The 16,723-nt window shown below is 59.9% G+C and carries 11 protein-coding genes; 6 read left to right on the forward strand and 5 right to left on the reverse strand.

Annotated features, from left to right (window positions below; all coding sequences use genetic code 11):
* Positions 1-74 precede the first annotated feature (74 nt).
* The 4 genes from ACP3TA_RS14160 (at position 75) to serS (ending at position 7,297) form a co-directional block, all read left to right on the forward strand.
* Positions 75-3,731 carry a DNA translocase FtsK 4TM domain-containing protein gene (locus tag ACP3TA_RS14160; protein ID WP_206196416.1) on the forward strand — a complete coding sequence of 1,219 codons (3,657 nt, stop codon included), beginning with the start codon at positions 75-77 and terminating at the stop codon, positions 3,729-3,731.
* 198 nt (positions 3,732-3,929) lie between these two features.
* A complete protein-coding gene (gene lolA, locus ACP3TA_RS14165) occupies positions 3,930-4,541 on the forward strand; it encodes an outer membrane lipoprotein chaperone LolA (RefSeq protein ID WP_033642555.1) in 612 nt (203 codons plus the stop codon).
* A gap of 67 nt (positions 4,542-4,608) precedes the next feature.
* On the forward strand, positions 4,609-5,895 hold the full coding sequence (locus tag ACP3TA_RS14170) for a replication-associated recombination protein A (RefSeq protein ID WP_050594446.1): 1,287 nt from the start codon (positions 4,609-4,611) through the stop codon (positions 5,893-5,895).
* A 109-nt stretch (positions 5,896-6,004) separates the two neighbouring features.
* Entirely contained in the window at positions 6,005-7,297 is a 1,293-nt protein-coding gene (serS, locus tag ACP3TA_RS14175) for a serine--tRNA ligase (protein ID WP_123061552.1), read from the forward strand.
* A gap of 51 nt (positions 7,298-7,348) precedes the next feature.
* Here the strand turns inward: serS and ACP3TA_RS14180 are convergent, their stop codons facing one another.
* Positions 7,349-7,714, reverse strand: a complete 366-nt coding sequence (locus ACP3TA_RS14180) for a DUF1801 domain-containing protein (RefSeq protein ID WP_060421731.1) — start codon at positions 7,712-7,714, stop codon at positions 7,349-7,351.
* A 163-nt stretch (positions 7,715-7,877) separates the two neighbouring features.
* Between ACP3TA_RS14180 and ACP3TA_RS14185 the strand changes: the two genes are divergently transcribed.
* On the forward strand, positions 7,878-9,029 hold the full coding sequence (locus ACP3TA_RS14185; RefSeq protein ID WP_033637849.1) for an MFS transporter: 1,152 nt from the start codon (positions 7,878-7,880) through the stop codon (positions 9,027-9,029).
* A 48-nt stretch (positions 9,030-9,077) separates the two neighbouring features.
* On the opposite strand, the gene pflA is transcribed toward ACP3TA_RS14185, so the two are convergent.
* The 4 genes from pflA to ycaO form a co-directional block, all read right to left on the reverse strand.
* The gene (pflA, locus tag ACP3TA_RS14190) at positions 9,078-9,818 is read right to left on the reverse strand and encodes a pyruvate formate lyase 1-activating protein (protein WP_426784330.1); all 741 of its coding nucleotides are present in this window, start codon (positions 9,816-9,818) and stop codon (positions 9,078-9,080) included.
* Between the two features lie 280 nt (positions 9,819-10,098).
* Entirely contained in the window at positions 10,099-12,381 is a 2,283-nt protein-coding gene (pflB, locus tag ACP3TA_RS14195) for a formate C-acetyltransferase (protein ID WP_004928286.1), read from the reverse strand.
* 54 nt (positions 12,382-12,435) lie between these two features.
* Entirely contained in the window at positions 12,436-13,296 is an 861-nt protein-coding gene (gene focA, locus ACP3TA_RS14200) for a formate transporter FocA (protein ID WP_019454548.1), read from the reverse strand.
* Between the two features lie 460 nt (positions 13,297-13,756).
* Positions 13,757-15,520: a 30S ribosomal protein S12 methylthiotransferase accessory factor YcaO gene (ycaO, locus tag ACP3TA_RS14205; protein ID WP_033642559.1), complete on the reverse strand. Its 1,764-nt coding sequence runs from the start codon at positions 15,518-15,520 to the stop codon at positions 13,757-13,759.
* 148 nt (positions 15,521-15,668) lie between these two features.
* Between ycaO and ansB the strand changes: the two genes are divergently transcribed.
* Positions 15,669-16,715 (forward strand): L-asparaginase 2, encoded by a 1,047-nt coding sequence (gene ansB, locus ACP3TA_RS14210; RefSeq protein ID WP_033642560.1) that lies wholly within the window; start codon positions 15,669-15,671, stop codon positions 16,713-16,715.
* Positions 16,716-16,723 lie beyond the last annotated feature (8 nt).

Below are 16,723 nucleotides of genomic sequence, written 5' to 3' on the forward strand. Positions count from 1 at the left end.
CATACAGTTTCGGCGCCGGGGCAGTTTCTCGGCGCTGTTGCTATGTCAGCTAACAGGAACCTGGAGAGCCTTTCTTGAGCCAGGAATATACAGAAGATAAAGAAGTTACCCTGAAAAGACTCAGCAGTGGCCGGCGTTTGCTGGAAGCTGTGCTTATCGTGGTAGCGATTTTTGCCGTTTACCTCATGGCTGCGCTGGTCAGTTTCAACCCGTCTGACCCAAGCTGGTCGCAGACCGCGTGGCATGAGCCGATTCACAATCTGGGCGGCGGTGTCGGGGCCTGGTTGGCCGATACGCTGTTCTTCACCTTCGGGGTGCTCGCCTACGCGATACCGCCGATCATGCTGGTCCTGTGCTGGGCGGCTTATCGCCAACGCAGCAACAGAGACTACATCGACTATTTCGCGCTTTCCCTGCGCCTGATCGGCACCCTGGCGTTAGTGCTCACCTCCTGTGGGTTGGCGGCGCTGAACGTTGACGATCTCTATTACTTCGCCTCCGGCGGCGTGATCGGCAGCCTGCTGAGCAACGCCATGTTGCCGTGGTTCAACGGCATCGGCGCTACGCTGGCGCTGCTGTGCGTATGGGCGGCGGGGTTGACGCTGTTTACCGGCTGGTCCTGGCTGGTGATCGCCGAGAAGATCGGCGGGGCGGTGTTGGGCGTTGCGACGGTGATGACCAATCGCTCACGTCGCGAAGAGCGCTATTTCGAAGATGACGAGCGTTACGTTGACGACGAGCCTGAGCAGGCAGGGAAGGGTGCCGCCGCAGCGGTTGCCGCGACCGCCGTCGGAGCCGCGGCCGCCGATGACGACGTGCTGTTCTCCGCGCCTTCGGTTACCGAAAGCGCCAAAGCGGCGGCGGAAGACGCCGCCGATCCGTTGCTCAGCGGCCTGAGAGCCGACGATGACGAGTTTGAAGCAGAAGCCGCACCCAGCGCGCCGGTGGCTTCGCCTGCACCGACGGTGAAGGCAGAGATCCACGAGCCCGTCGCTGCACCGATCGCCGCTCAGGCGCCGTCGGTAACGGTGGCGCCGGCCGCGCCGGCCTCGGTCAATCAGCACCCGGTAAGTGCGCCGGCGCAAGACGCTACGCCGCCGCTGTATTCCTTCGAGATCCCGGAAGAAACGCCTGCGCCTAAGGCGACGCGTCCTGTCGATCCTTATCAGGATGACGATGAGCCGCGCCTTGGCAACTGGCAAGAGCCGGCCGCGCCGCAGCCGCCGGCGCGTTCTCCCTTTGATTTTACCGCCGCACAGCGTGACAGCGTTGACATCGGCAGTTCGAGCGGTTTCAGCGCCACCGGCGCCAAACCGCAGCCGGATACGGCGGCAGCCGCTGCTGCGGGCGTTGCGGCGGCGACCTTTATGCCGGCCTTCACGGCGACCAGCGACGGCAATCCGCAGGTTAAGCAGGGCATCGGCCCTGAGCTGCCGCGGCCGAACCCGGTGCGCATCCCGACCCGTCGTGAGCTGGCTTCCTACGGCATCAAGCTGCCTTCGCAGCGTGCGGCCGAACAGGAACAGCGCCAGACAGAGGCGGAGCCTCAACAGCTGACGGCGGCGAACCCGCAGGAAGAAGAGGCGCTGCAAGAAGCCGCGCTGCGCCAGGCGTTCGCCGAGCAGCAAAGCCAGCGCTACGGCGAAAGCTACGCGTCGGAGCAGGATGATGAACAGGCTCAGCAGGAGGCTGAGCTGAGCAAAGCGTTCGCCGAGCAACAGAGCCAGCGTTACGGCGAAGACCAGCAGGACGACGAAGCGGCGCGGCAAGAGGCCGCGCTGCGTCAGGCATTCGCCGAGCAGCAGCAGGCGCGTTATGGCCAGCAAGAGCCTGCTCCGCAGGCGCCGGCCGCCAGTCCGGTCGATACCCGCAATGCTTTCAGCTTCTCGCCGATGGCGGATCTGGTGGACGATGGTCCAAGCGAGCCGATGTTCACGCTGTCGCCGCAGCTTGAAGAGCGCATTGAACTGGAAAGCGAACAAGAGGACGACGTGCCGTTCGGCCAGTTTGAGCCTGCGGCGCCGGCTGCTCAACCTCAGCAATCGCACCCTCAGCCTCAACAATACCAGCAGCCGCAGCAACAACCGTATCAGCAGCCGTCGCAGCAGCAATATCAGCATCAGCAGCCGCAGCAACAGCCGCAGGTGCAGCAGCCTCAGCAACCTCAGGCCGAGCAGCATCCGGCGATGGACAGCTTGATTCACCCGTTCCTGATGCGCAACGATCAGCCGCTGCAGAAACCGACCACGCCTCTGCCGACGCTGGATCTGCTGACCGAAGCGCCGAAAGAAGTGGAGCCGGTCGATTCCTTCGCGCTGGAGCAGAAAGCACGCCTGGTGGAGGCCAGCCTGGCCGATTATCGCGTGAAAGCCGACGTGGTGGACATCCTGCCGGGGCCGGTCATCACCCGCTTCGAGCTGGATCTGGCGCCGGGCGTTAAAGCGGCGCGCATTTCCAACCTGTCGCGCGATCTGGCGCGCTCGCTGTCGACTTCGGCGGTGCGCGTGGTGGAAGTGATCCCCGGTAAGCCTTATGTCGGTCTGGAGCTGCCGAACGCCAAGCGGCAAACGGTATACCTGCGCGAGGTGCTGGATTGCCCGGCCTTCCGCGACAACCCGTCGCCGCTGTCCATCGTATTGGGTAAAGACATCTCCGGCGAGCCGGTGGTGGCCGATCTGGGCAAAATGCCGCACTTGCTGGTCGCCGGTACCACCGGCTCCGGTAAATCGGTCGGGGTCAACGCCATGATCCTGAGCATCCTGTATAAGGCCACGCCGAAAGAAGTGCGCTTTATCATGATTGACCCGAAAATGCTGGAACTGTCGGTTTACGAAGGCATTCCGCACCTGTTGACCGACGTGGTCACCGACATGAAAGACGCCGCCAATGCGCTGCGCTGGTGCGTGGGCGAAATGGAACGCCGCTATAAGCTGATGTCAGCTCTGGGCGTGCGTAACCTAGCCGGCTACAACGAACGCGTCGATCAGGCCGAAGCGATGGGGCGTCCGATCCCGGATCCGTTCTGGAAACCGACCGACAGCATGGACATCACGCCGCCGGTGCTGGAGAAAGAGCCGTACATCGTGGTGATGGTCGACGAATTCGCCGATCTGATCATGACGGTCGGCAAGAAGGTCGAAGAGCTGATCGCCCGTCTGGCGCAAAAAGCGCGTGCGGCGGGAATCCACCTGGTGCTGGCGACCCAGCGTCCGTCGGTGGATGTGATCACGGGTCTTATCAAGGCCAACATCCCGACGCGTATCGCCTTTACCGTGTCGAGCAAGATCGACTCCCGCACCATCCTCGATCAGGGGGGCGCCGAGTCCTTGCTGGGCATGGGTGATATGCTTTATCTGGCGCCGAACTCCTCGATCCCGGTGCGCGTACATGGTGCATTCGTGCGCGATCAGGAAGTGCACGCGGTGGTCAAGGATTGGAAAGCGCGCGAGCGGCCCCAATATAAAGAGGGCATTCTCAGCGGCGGTGAAGACGGCGAGGGCGGTGCCGGCGGCGGTATGGACGGTGACGAAGAGCTGGATCCGCTGTTTGATCAGGCGGTGGATTTCGTGGTGGATAAACGCCGCGCCTCCATCTCCGGCGTACAGCGCCAGTTCCGCATCGGCTATAACCGCGCCGCGCGCATCATCGAACAGATGGAAGCGCAGGGCATCGTCAGCGAGCAGGGGCACAACGGCAACCGCGAGGTGCTGGCGCCGCCGCGGCACGATTGATGGTCGTTTAGCCATTGCAACTCAATAAGAAAGGGCCGCTTAAGCGGCCCTTGTGCAAAGAAGCGTAAACCCGTTTCTTCTCGGAACATTGGCCTACCGGCCGTTCACCGGCTTCGGGTAAAGTAACGGGGTAAAGGGTTGATTTGACCCGCACGGCGCCGCCTTGCGGTTAACGCATTTCATAAGGTATCTGGAATAATGAAAAAACTGTTAGTTGCCTGCTGTCTGCTTTCGGGATTCGCTTCTACCTCCGTGCTGGCCGACGCCGCACAGGATCTGCAAAGTCGCCTGGCGAAGGTGAACAGTTTCCACGCCAGCTTCTCGCAAACCGTGACCAGCGCCGACGGCGCCGCGGTGCAACAGGGTGAAGGCGAGCTATGGGTGAAGCGGCCGAACCTGTTCAACTGGCACATGACGTCACCCGATGAGAGCGTGCTGGTCTCCGATGGCCAAACCCTGTGGTTCTATAACCCGTTCGTTGAGCAGGTGACGGCGACCTGGCTGAAGAACGCCACCGGCAATACGCCGTTTATGCTGATCACCCGCAACAATGCCAGCGACTGGAAGCAGTACAACGTGAAGCAAAAGGGCGATGATTTCGAGCTGACGCCGAAATCCGCCAGCGGCAACCTGAAGCAGTTCGCCATCAGCGTGACCAACAGCGGCACCATCCGCAGCTTCGCCGCGGTGGAGCAGGACGGCCAGCGCAGCGCTTATACGCTGAAAAGCCAGCAGAACGTCACCGCCGATCCGGCCAAATTCAAATTTACCCCGCCGAAGGGGGTGACGCTGGACGACCAGCGCCAGTGAGGTGCAAGTGAGTAATAATCTGTCGCTCGATTTTTCCCAGAACGAGTTCCAGCCGTTGGCCGCGCGTATGCGGCCGACCACGCTGGCGCAGTATATCGGCCAGCAGCACCTGCTGGCCGCCGGCAAGCCGCTGCCGCGCGCCATCGAGGCCGGGCAACTGCACTCGATGATTCTATGGGGGCCGCCGGGCACAGGGAAGACGACGCTGGCAGAGCTGATCGGCCGTTACGGTCAGGCGGACGTCGAACGGATCTCCGCCGTGACCTCCGGGATCAAGGAGATCCGCGAGGCGATCGAGCGGGCGCGGCAAAACCGCGACGCCGGCCGTCGCACTATTCTGTTCGTCGATGAAGTGCACCGCTTCAACAAAAGTCAGCAGGACGCCTTCCTGCCGCACATTGAAGACGGCACTATCACCTTTATCGGCGCCACTACCGAAAACCCTTCGTTCGAACTGAACTCGGCGCTGCTGTCGCGCGCCCGCGTCTATTTGTTGAAGGCGCTGACCGCCGAAGACATCGGCCAGGTGCTGGATCAGGCGATGAACGACAAGGCGCGCGGTTTTGGCGGCCAGAACGTCGAGCTGCCGGCGGAAACGCGCCGCCTGCTGTCGGAGCTGGTGGGGGGCGATGCGCGCCGGGCGCTGAACAGCCTGGAAATGATGGCGGACATGGCGGAACTCGACCCCAAAGGCGTACGGGTGCTGACGCCGGAGCTGCTGAAGGAGGTGTCGGGCGAGCGCAGCGCGCGCTTCGACAACAAGGGCGACCGTTATTACGACCTGATTTCCGCGCTGCATAAATCGGTGCGTGGTTCGGCGCCGGACGCCGCGCTGTACTGGTATGCGCGCATCATTACCGCCGGCGGCGATCCGCTCTATGTGGCGCGCCGTCTGTTGGCGATTGCCTCTGAAGACGTGGGCAACGCCGATCCGCGCGGCATGCAGGTGGCGATCGCCGCCTGGGATTGTTTCACCCGCGTGGGGCCGGCGGAGGGCGAGCGCGCCATTGCGCAGGCGATTGTTTACCTGGCCTGCGCGCCGAAAAGCAACGCGGTTTACACCGCGTTCAAGGCCGCCATGCGCGACGCCAAAGAGCAGGCCGATTATGACGTGCCGGAGCATTTGCGCAACGCGCCGACCAAGCTGATGAAGGAAATGGGGCTGGGGGCGGAATACCGTTACGCTCACGACGAACCCAACGCCTACGCCGCCGGCGAGAACTACTTCCCGCCCGAAATGGCCAACACGCGCTACTACCAACCGACCTCGCGCGGGCTGGAAGGGAAAATCGGCGAAAAGTTGGCATGGCTGGCTGAGCAGGATCAAAATAGCCCGACAAAACGCTACCGCTAGCGTGGCCGTTGCGGTAAGGTTAGCGGGTATCACTCTTCTTTTATGCGGCTATAAATCAGCCGCATAGAACAACAACACTTCTTTCAATAACAACAAGCACAGGATTAGCATGCTCGATCCCAATCTGCTGCGTAATGAGCTAGACGCAGTCGCCGTCAAACTGGCTCGCCGAGGCTTTAAACTCGATCTGGATCTGCTGCGTTCGCAGGAAGAACGCCGCAAAGTTCTGCAGGTAGAAACTGAAACGCTGCAAGCGGAACGCAACTCCCGATCGAAATCCATCGGCGCGGCCAAAGCGCGTGGGGAAGACATCGAGCCGCTGCGTCGCGAAGTGAACGAGCTGGGTGACAAGCTGGATGCCGCCAAGGCGGAACTGGATGCGCTGCAGAGCGAGATCCGCGATTATGCCCTGACGCTGCCTAACCTGCCGGACGACGCCGTGCCGGACGGTAAAGACGACAGCGAAAACCTGGAAGTCACCCGCTGGGGTGAACCGCGCCAATACGACTTCGCGGTGCGCGATCATGTCGATCTGGGCGAAATGGCCGGCGGGCTGGATTTTGCCGCCGCGGTTAAGCTGACCGGTTCGCGCTTCGTGGTGATGAAAGGGCAAATCGCCCGCATGCACCGCGCGCTGTCCCAGTTCATGCTGGATCTGCACACCGAACAGCACGGCTACCTGGAGGCCTACGTGCCTTACCTGGTCAACCACGCCACGCTGTACGGCACCGGCCAACTGCCGAAGTTCGGCGAAGACCTGTTCCATACCCGCCCGCTGGAAGAAGAAGCCGACAGCAGCAACTACGCGCTGATCCCAACGGCGGAAGTGCCGCTGACCAACCTGGTGCGCGACGAGATCGTGGAAGAGGAAACTCTGCCGCTGAAGATGACCGCGCACACGCCATGCTTCCGTGCGGAAGCCGGTTCTTACGGCCGTGACACCCGCGGTTTGATCCGCATGCACCAGTTCGACAAGGTTGAAATGGTGCAGATCGTTCGTCCGGAAGATTCGATGGATGCCCTGGAAGAGCTGACCGGCCACGCGGAAAAAGTGCTGCAGCTGCTGAACCTGCCTTACCGCAAGGTGCTGCTGTGCACCGGCGACATGGGCTTCGGCGCATGCAAAACCTACGATCTGGAAGTGTGGCTGCCGGCGCAGGATACCTACCGCGAGATCTCGTCCTGCTCCAACATGTGGGACTTCCAGGCACGCCGCATGCAGGCGCGCTGCCGTAGCAAAGCCGACAAGAAGCCGCGTCTGGTCCACACGCTGAACGGCTCCGGCCTGGCGGTTGGCCGTACGCTGGTGGCGGTGCTGGAAAACTACCAGCAGGCCGACGGCCGCATTCAGGTACCTGAAGTGCTGCGTCCATATATGGGCGGCCTGGAATACATCGGCTAAACGACAAACCACGAAAAAAGCGCCTGCGGGCGCTTTTTTTATGCCGAGAGTTCAGCCCGTCGCCAGCGTATAAGCCTGTTGAATGTAGTCCGCCAGATGCTTGCTTTTCACCTCGTCGGGCGAGTGGAGCTTGATGTGCCGCCGATACTGGCCGTTGCCTTCGAGCTGGAGATAACGATCTTCCAATCGGTAGCCGTGGCCGAACTCCACCGTGACGTGGTGGCGATAGGCGAAAACGCCGCAGAAAAATTGGCTATGCGAGAACATGATGCCGCCGTATTTGACCGATTCGGTGACGCCGTTGCCGCTCGCCGCAGCGATCCGCCGCACCTGCTGCACAATGGCCAGCAGGTCACCTTGCGTACTGCCGATGTCCGCCAGCAGGGCCTCTACCGCCGCATCATTTGCCTGACTCATCTTGCCTCTTTGTCGTCAAATTCGCTCTGCGCTGAGCATAGCGCTTTTTCAGCCAGTTAGCCGGAAACAAATCGTGCGGTGGAATGATAAGAGGCGATTGACTTTTTTATCGCCAGTGGCATGATGCGCGCACTCTCATTGCGCGTTCGGTCACAATCTCACTATGTCCGCATACTCTCGCCCAGTGCTCTTATTGCTCTGCGGCCTCTTGCTGCTCACGGTATCCATTGCCGTTTTGAATACGCTCGTGCCTCTTTGGTTAACCCATGCTCAGCTGTCGACCTGGCAGGTGGGAATGGTCAGCTCCTCTTATTTCAGCGGCAACCTGTTGGGCACGCTGGTGGCGGGCAAACTGATCCAGCGCGTCGGCTTTACCCGCAGCTATCATCTTTCTTGTCTGGTGTTCGCCGCCGCAACCGCCGGCATGGTGCTGTCGATCGATTTTTGGAGCTGGCTGGGCTGGCGCTTCTTCGCCGGCGTCGGCTGCGCCTGGATTTGGGTGATCGTGGAGAGCGCGCTGTTGCGCAGCGGTAACCTGAGCAACCGCGGTCAGCTGCTGGCGGCCTATATGATTGTCTATTACCTCGGTACGGTGACCGGCCAATTGCTGTTGAGCATGACCTCGACCGAATTGCTGCACGTGGTGCCGTGGGTGACCGCCATTGTGATCAGCGCCATGCTGCCGATGCTGTTTGCGCGGGTCAACCGCCATGAAGACGAGCCGCAGCAGGCGGCGGTGTGGACAATGCTGAGACGCCGCAGCGCGCGTCTCGGCATCAATGGCTGCATCATCTCCGGCATCGTGCTCGGTTCGCTGTACGGCCTGATGCCGCTGTACCTCTCTCATCAGGGCATGAGCGATGCCAACGTCGGTTACTGGATGGCACTGTTGGTCAGCTCCGGCATCGTCGGCCAATGGCCGGTCGGTCGCCTGGCCGATCGTTACGGGCGCCTGCTGGTGCTGCGCATTCAGGTGTTCGTGGTGATCCTCGCCAGCGTGGCGATGCTCGGCAACTACGCCATGGCGCCTTCGCTGTTCATCCTCGGCTGCGCCGGCTTTACCCTGTACCCGGTGGCGATGTCCTGGGCCTGCGAGAAGGCGCTGCCGCACGAGTTGGTGGCGATGAACCAGGCACTGCTAATGAGCTACACCATCGGCAGCCTGCTGGGCCCGTCGATGACGGCGCTGCTGATGCAAAACTACTCCGATCGCGTGCTGTTCGTGATGATCGCCGCCGTGGCGCTGGTTTACCTGCTGATGCTGCTGAAGAAGCAGAAGCCGGATCACCATCACACGCCGTTCGCCGCCGCCTGAGCATAAAAAAACCGGCCATGAGCCGGTTTTTCTTTGGCGCTGCGCCAATCAGTAAATGACTTTGTGGCCGTAGCTTTCCAGGATGCCTTTGACGCGATCCATGGTCTCGGCCTTCGGCGGATGAACGCCGTCCAGCTTGTACTCTTCCCCCATCGCCACCCATTTGTGCTTGCCCAGCTCGTGGTAGGGCAGCAGCTCGATTTTCTCGATGTTGGTCATGTCTTTGGTGAACTCGCCCAGCAGGTGCGCCGACTTATCGTCGTCTGACCAACCCGGCACCACCACATAGCGGATCCAGGTGCGCTGATTGCGTTTCGCCAGGTAGCGGGCGAATTCCAGCGTGCGGTGGTTGGAGACGCCGACCAGGTTCTGGTGGATCTCGTCATTCATCTGTTTCAGGTCCAGCATCACCAGATCGGTGGTGTCCAGCAGCTCGTCGATCACCGGATCGTAGCGGCGCACGAAGCCATTGGTGTCCAGGCAGGTATTGATGCCTTCGGCGTGGCAGGCACGGAACCAGTCGCGCACGAATTCAGCCTGCAGGATCGCCTCGCCGCCGGACGCGGTCACGCCACCGCCGGAAGCGCTCATGAAGTGGCGGTAGGCCACCGCGTCTTTCATCAGCTCTTCGACGGTCACTTCTTTGCCGCCGTGGGTGTCCCAGGTGTCACGGTTATGGCAATAGAGGCAGCGCATCAGGCAGCCCTGGAAGAAGACGATAAAGCGGATCCCGGGCCCATCGACGGTGCCGCAGGATTCGAAGGAGTGGATGCGACCAGTTACTGACATTGCGGGGTTTTCTCCAATATGGACTGTCAAACGCAGTCTAAAAATAGGCGCGTGGCCGCCGGCCAGGTATCTGCGATGCAGCGGCGGGGGATCCGCCACCGGGGGTAATGATGCCTGTCGGCCGGTCAGTTGCCGGATAACTGTTTTGCCGGCTATCCATTCAGTATAGATATCCGGCAAAACAGACTCGTACAGAGTCAGGGGAGAGCGGTGGGAGAAAAGGGCCGGCAGAACCGGCCCTGACGTTGGCACCGGGCGGTTTCCCGCCCGGTCGGCGTTATTACATCGTTTGAGTGAAGGTACGAGTAATGACGTCCTGCTGTTGCTCTTTGGTCAGCGAGTTGAAGCGCACGGCGTAACCGGAGACGCGGATGGTCAGCTGAGGGTATTTTTCAGGATTTTCCATCGCGTCCAGCAGCATTTCGCGGTTCATTACGTTGACGTTCAGATGCTGGCCGCCCTCGATGGAGGCTTCATGGTGGAAGTAACCATCCATCAGGCCTGCCAGGTTGGCTTTACGCACGTCGTCGTCTTTACCCAGCGCGTTAGGCACGATGGAGAAGGTGTAGGAGATCCCGTCTTTCGCGTAGGCAAACGGCAGTTTGGCTACCGAGGTCAGGGAGGCGACTGCACCTTTCTGGTCACGGCCGTGCATCGGGTTGGCACCTGGGCCGAACGGTGCGCCTGCGCGGCGGCCATCCGGGGTGTTACCGGTTTTCTTACCGTACACCACGTTGGAGGTGATGGTCAGTACGGACTGAGTCGGTACCGCGTTGCGGTAGGTGCGCAGTTTCTGAATTTTCTTCATGAAACGTTCCACCAGGTCACAGGCGATGTCATCGACGCGGGCGTCGTTGTTACCGAACTGCGGGTACTCGCCTTCCACTTTGAAGTCGATAGCCAGGCCGTCTTCGTCGCGAATGGTGGTGACTTTCGCGTACTTGATGGCGGACAGGGAGTCGGCCGCAACGGACAGACCGGCGATGCCGCAAGCCATGGTGCGATAAACGTCACGGTCATGCAGCGCCATCAGCGCAGCTTCGTAGCTGTACTTGTCGTGCATGTAGTGAATGATGTTCAGCGCGGTCACGTACTGCTTGGCCAGCCAATCCATAAAGTGGTCCATGCGGGCCATGACTTTGTCATAGTCCAGCACTTCGTCCATCATCGGCGCTTCTTTCGGGCCGACCTGCATTTTCAGTTTCTCGTCAACGCCGCCGTTGATGGCGTAAAGCATGGTTTTCGCCAGGTTGGCGCGGGCGCCGAAGAACTGCATTTGCTTACCGACGATCATCGGGCTGACGCAACAGGCGATGGCGTAGTCATCGTTGTTGAAGTCAGGACGCATCAGGTCGTCGTTTTCGTACTGTACGGAAGAGGTGTCGATGGACACTTTCGCCGCGAATTTCTTGAAGTTCAGCGGCAGCTTCTCAGACCACAGGATGGTCATGTTCGGCTCCGGCGACGGCCCCATGGTGTACAGGGTGTTCAGGAAGCGGAAGCTGTTTTTGGTGACCAGGGTACGGCCGTCGACGCCCATACCGGCCAGGGATTCAGTCGCCCAGATTGGGTCGCCGGAGAACAGTTCATCGTACTCAGGGGTACGCAGGAAGCGCACCATACGCAGTTTCATCACCAGGTGGTCGATCAGTTCCTGCGCTTGCTCTTCGGTCAGTTTGCCCGCCTTGATGTCGCGTTCGATGAACACGTCGAGGAAGGTGGACACGCGGCCGAAGGACATGGCGGCGCCGTTCTGGGATTTCACCGCGGCCAGGTAGCCGAAGTAGGTCCACTGCACCGCTTCTTGGGCGCTGGTGGCCGGGCCGGAGATGTCGTAACCGTATTTGGCGGCCATCTCTTTGATCTGAGCCAGAGCGCGATGCTGTTCAGCGATCTCTTCGCGCAGCTGGATGGTCATTTCCAGGTCTTCGCCGTTTTCCAGTTTTTCCTGCAGCGATTTGAACTGGTTCAGCTTGTCGGCCATCAGGAAGTCGATGCCGTACAGCGCCACGCGGCGGTAGTCGCCGATGATGCGGCCACGGCCGTAAGCGTCTGGCAGACCGGTCAGCACGCCGGATTTACGGCAGTTCAGGATGTCTTTGGTGTAAACGTCGAATACGCCCTGGTTGTGGGTTTTACGGTATTCGGTGAACACTTTTTTCAGCTGCGGATCCAGTTCGCGGCCGTACACTTTGCACGAACCTTCGACCATTTTGATGCCGCCGAACGGGATCAGCGCGCGTTTCAGAGGGGCGTCGGTCTGCAGACCCACGATGGTTTCCAGCTCTTTGGCGATGTAACCCGCGTCGTGAGAAACGATGGTTGAAGCAACGTTGGTGTCGAAATCAACCGGCGCATGAGTGCGGTTTTCCAGTTTGATCCCTTCCATAACCTTGTCCCACAAGGTGGTGGTGGCTTGAGTTGCGCCAGCCAGGAAGGATTCGTCACCTTCATAAGGCGTGTAGTTTTTCTGGATGAAGTCACGAACGTTGACTTCATTCTGCCAGTCACCCTTGCTGAAACCTTCCCAAGCGTTGGCTAATTTCTCGTTAAGTTCGGTCATTGTACACCTACCTTTGATTGTGGATTTCTAACTCTGCGCGCGGTAACTCACAGCTTAGTGCTGTTCGCGGCCCCCGCGCAGATAAATTACCCAGTAAGTCAACCCAACCAGCAGACCGCCGCCGATGATGTTACCAATGGTGACCGGAATCAGGTTGTCGATGATGAAATTGCTTACTGTCAGATGAGCGAATTGCTCAGGTACCGCCCCTACGGCTTGCCAGAATTCCGGCGTGGCGAAGTGTTTGACCACGATGCCCATAGGGATCATAAACATGTTGGCGATGCTGTGTTCGAAGCCGCTGGCGACAAACATACCGACCGGCAGCACCATGGCGAGCATCTTGTCGGTCAGGGTACGGCCAGAGTAGCTCATCCAGACCGCCAGGCAGACCATCAGGTTAGCCAGAATGCCGAGGCAGACGGCTTCGATAAAGGTGTGATGCAGCTTGTGGTCTGCGGTTTGCAGAACATTCAGGCCCCACTGGCCGTTGGCGACCATATACTCGCCGGAGAACCAGATCAGCGCCACGAAGAACAGCGCGCCGACCAGGTTGCCGAGATAAACGTTCAGCCAGTTGGCGCCCAGTTGGCCCCAGCTGATGCGGCCGCTGGCCTTGGCGATGACGATAAGCACGGTAGAGGTGAACAGGTCGGCGCCCGACACCACCACCAGCATTAACCCGAGAGAGAAACAGATGCCGCCGACCAGTTTCGCCAGCCCGAAAGGCACGCCGGCGGTGCCGGTGGTCGCCGTAATGTAGAAAACGAAGGCGATGGAAATGAAGACACCGGCGGTGATCGCCAAATAAAACGTTTTCAGCGGATGTTTGGTGGCTTTATACACGCCGGCATCTTCAGCGATTTTCGCCGTTGCCGCAGGTAAAATCAGATCGAATGGGCTGTCAGTTTTCAAACTAACTCTCGCTCTTAAGGGTTAAAACAACGCAATGAGATACTAGCAAAGCAGTATAGGGGAAAATTTGATTTGGATCATAAGGCGGGGAAGTAGAGCGCCAAAATGGCATGTTTTTAGTGTGGTTTTTATGTCTAATTAATTGAATTTAAACAAAAAACAATTTTTTAATGTTTGCAATTTTTTTTGAATTCACCCGGTGTGCCGAGGGTGTCAAAGTTAAATTTTTAGGCGTTTTGTCGCCGTTCGTCGCTGAAAGTTTAATTATCGGTTAATTATTATTTCACCGTCCGGCAACAATCGCCGGTTTATTTATTCTTATGCTCGTTTAACCGCCTATTTTCCTGCGGGAAAATAAAACAGAATGCGTTGAAATAAACCGCAAAATGAAAACGCCGCAGCGGAGTGCGGCGTTTGACCGGGGAGGGTACCCCAAAAGTGGCGGCACCCCCAATGGCGATTAGGCCTTGGCCCAGTGACGGCGCTTGGCCGCCTGCAGCTTCTCGTAGGCCGCCAGCAGCGCCTGATGGGCCGGCAACGCCTTCAGATCGGCATCGACGGCGAACAGCCCGTTGAAGCGCTCTTCACCGCTGATGGCGGCCGAGGCCGCGTCCACCGCTTCCTGGCCGTACATTTTCACGAACGCGGTATAGTATTGCGCCGCTTCGCGCTCAGGCTCCTGCGCCAGCAGCAACAGCGTTTGCAGGCAACGGTAGTAGTTGCTGCGCGCCGGGCTCAGCACCGAGGCGTTGAAGTCCTGCGTCCATTCGGTCCAAATCAGCGCCTGATCCAGATCGCCGCCCGCCAGCGCCAGCATCGACTTCAGCTCGCCCACGCGCAGGGTATACCAGGCGTTGTCTTTGCCGCTGGCAATGCCCAGCAGTTCGCGTACGCGGGTGAAATCGTCCAGCCCTTCGTCGTCCAACTGCTCGATCAGCGCCAGGTATTCTTCCGGCTCCCACTCGCTGCCCGGCAACGCCAGCAGCGTATCGCGCAGGTGCGCGCCCATGCTGTTGTTGGCCAGCAGCAGGTCTTCCGCCGGGTAGATATCGGACATGCCCGGCACGATGATGCGGCAAGCGTAGACGCCCAGGTGTTCGTAGTCGGCGATGTACACTTCCGCGTCTTCTTTGTCGAAGATGCTCATCAGGGTGGCGAACTCTTCCTGCGTGCTGCCGCTGAAGTTCCAGTCAACGAACGGATAGTCCGCGTCCTGCTTGAACAGATCCCAGGAGATCAGGCCGCTGGAGTCGATGAAGTGCGTTTCCAGGTTGGTGTGTTCCGCCACTTCTTCGTCATCGAAGGTCGGCGCGGTGAACACGTCGAGATCTTTCAGGCTGCGGCCCTGAAGCAGTTCGGTCACCGTGCGCTCCAGCGCCACGCCGAAGTCCGGGTGCGCGCCGAACGAGGCGAAGCAGGTGCCGTTGGTCGGGTTGAACAGCACCACGCAGATCACCGGGTAGTTGCCGCCCAGCGAGGCGTCGTAGGAGAGGATTGGGAAACCTTCCTCCTCCAGCTTGGCGATGGCTTCCACCACGCCCGGGTAGCGGTTCAGCACCTCGTCCGGGATCGCCGGCAGGCTGATGGATTCGGCGATAATGCGGTTTTTCACATAGCGCTCGAACACTTCCGACAGGCCCTGCACGCGCGCTTCGTTGGCGGTGTTGCCGGCGGACATGCCGTTGGAAACATACAGGTTGCCGATGATGTTCATCGGAATGTATACCGTTTGCTGATCGGACTGACGGGTGAACGGCAGCGCGCAGATGCCGCGATCGGCATTGCCGGACTGCAGATCGACAAGATCGCTGGCGCTCAGCTCTTGTTGCGGATCGTAGAAGGCGTGCAGACGCTCGTCGAGGATGCCGGCCGGCAGCGCATCGTCCGCTGGGATCGGGAACCATTTCTCATTCGGGTAGTGTACGAAGTCGCCTTCGGCGATCTGCTTGCCCAGATAGAAATCGGCGAAGAAGTAGTTGGTGGACAGGCGCTCGAAATATTCACCCAGCGCAGAGGCCAACGCGGCTTTTTTGCTGGCGCCTTTGCCGTTGGTGAAGCACAGCGGACAATCGCGATCGCGAATGTGCACCGACCATACGTGCGGCACCGGGTTCAGCCAGGAGGCTTCTTCGATGTTGAAACCGAGATCGCTCAGTTTCTGCTGGAAACGGGCGATGGAATCTTCCAGGGCGGCGTCTTTACCGGGGATAAAAGTTTGCGTCATTGTCTTCACTTTTTGCGCGTACTAAAAACGCGCAATGATACGGGGTTTTACGCTGGAGCTCCACGTATTCCTAAAGCGGCGGCAAAGTCACAGTTTTTTTAAGGATAAAGGCCATAATTCAGCGAGTTATCTGTCACGGAGAAATCTAATGAAATCAGTGAAACTCAGCGTGTTAACCCTTTTGTTGACCGGCGTCAGCGCCTCGGCGCTGGCGCTGCCCAACATCACCCTGCTGGCGACCGGCGGCACCATCGCCGGCGGCGGCGATTCGGCGACGAAATCCAACTATACCGCGGGCAAACTGGGCGTCGAGGCGCTGGTCGATGCGGTGCCGGCGCTGAAGAACATCGCCAACGTGCAGGGGGAGCAGGTGGTTAACATCGGCTCGCAGGACATGAACGATCAGGTCTGGCTGACGTTGGCGAAGAAAATTGACGCCGACTGCGGCAAAACCGACGGCTTCGTCATCACCCACGGCACCGATACTCTGGAAGAGACGGCCTATTTCCTCGATCTGACGGTGAAGTGCGACAAGCCGGTAGTGCTGGTCGGGGCGATGCGGCCGGCGACGGCGATGAGCGCCGACGGCCCGTTCAATCTGTATAACGCGGTGGTGACGGCGGCGGATCCGCAATCGGCCAACCGCGGGGTGCTGGTGGCGATGAACGACAGCGTGCTGGACGCACGAGATGTCACCAAAACCAGCACCACCGCCGTGCAGACCTTCCAGTCGCCGAACTTCGGCCCGCTGGGGTACATCCACAACGGCAAGATCGATTATCAGCGTTCGCCGCAGCGCAAGCACACCCGGGAGACGCCGTTCGACGTCAGCAAGCTGAACGAACTGCCGAAGGTCGGCATCATTTACAACTACGCCAACGCCTCCGATGCGCCGGTCAAGGCGTTGATCGCCGAAGGGTACCAGGGCATCGTCAGCGCCGGGGTCGGCAACGGCAACCTGTATAAAACCGTGTTCGACACTCTGGCGACGGCGGCGCACAGCGGCGTGGCGGTAGTGCGTTCTTCGCGCGTGCCGACCGGCGCCACCACGGAGGATGCGGAAGTGGACGACGCCAAGTACGGCTTCGTGGCCGCCGGCACGCTGAATCCGCAAAAGGCCCGCATTCTGCTGCAGCTGGCGTTGACGCAAACCAAAGACGCGAAGCAGATCCAGCAAATGTTCAATCAGTACTGATCGTTTTC

It is taken from the genome of Serratia sp. 2C06 (assembly GCF_050037615.1).
Classification (GTDB): domain Bacteria; phylum Pseudomonadota; class Gammaproteobacteria; order Enterobacterales; family Enterobacteriaceae; genus Serratia; species Serratia ureilytica.

What these genes read in the sequence shown, in the direction of transcription:
- lolA (WP_033642555.1), top strand. Translation starts at nt 3,930, where the DNA reads ATGAAAAAACTGTTAGTTGCCTGCTGTCTGCTTTCGGGATTCGCTTCT.
- ACP3TA_RS14170 (WP_050594446.1), top strand. Translation starts at nt 4,609, where the DNA reads ATGCGGCCGACCACGCTGGCGCAGTATATCGGCCAGCAGCACCTGCTG.
- serS (WP_123061552.1), top strand. Translation starts at nt 6,005, where the DNA reads ATGCTCGATCCCAATCTGCTGCGTAATGAGCTAGACGCAGTCGCCGTC.
- ACP3TA_RS14180 (WP_060421731.1), bottom strand. Translation starts at nt 7,714, where the DNA reads ATGAGTCAGGCAAATGATGCGGCGGTAGAGGCCCTGCTGGCGGACATC.
- ACP3TA_RS14185 (WP_033637849.1), top strand. Translation starts at nt 7,878, where the DNA reads ATGTCCGCATACTCTCGCCCAGTGCTCTTATTGCTCTGCGGCCTCTTG.
- pflA (WP_426784330.1), bottom strand. Translation starts at nt 9,818, where the DNA reads ATGTCAGTAACTGGTCGCATCCACTCCTTCGAATCCTGCGGCACCGTC.
- pflB (WP_004928286.1), bottom strand. Translation starts at nt 12,381, where the DNA reads ATGACCGAACTTAACGAGAAATTAGCCAACGCTTGGGAAGGTTTCAGC.
- ycaO (WP_033642559.1), bottom strand. Translation starts at nt 15,520, where the DNA reads ATGACGCAAACTTTTATCCCCGGTAAAGACGCCGCCCTGGAAGATTCC.
- ansB (WP_033642560.1), top strand. Translation starts at nt 15,669, where the DNA reads ATGAAATCAGTGAAACTCAGCGTGTTAACCCTTTTGTTGACCGGCGTC.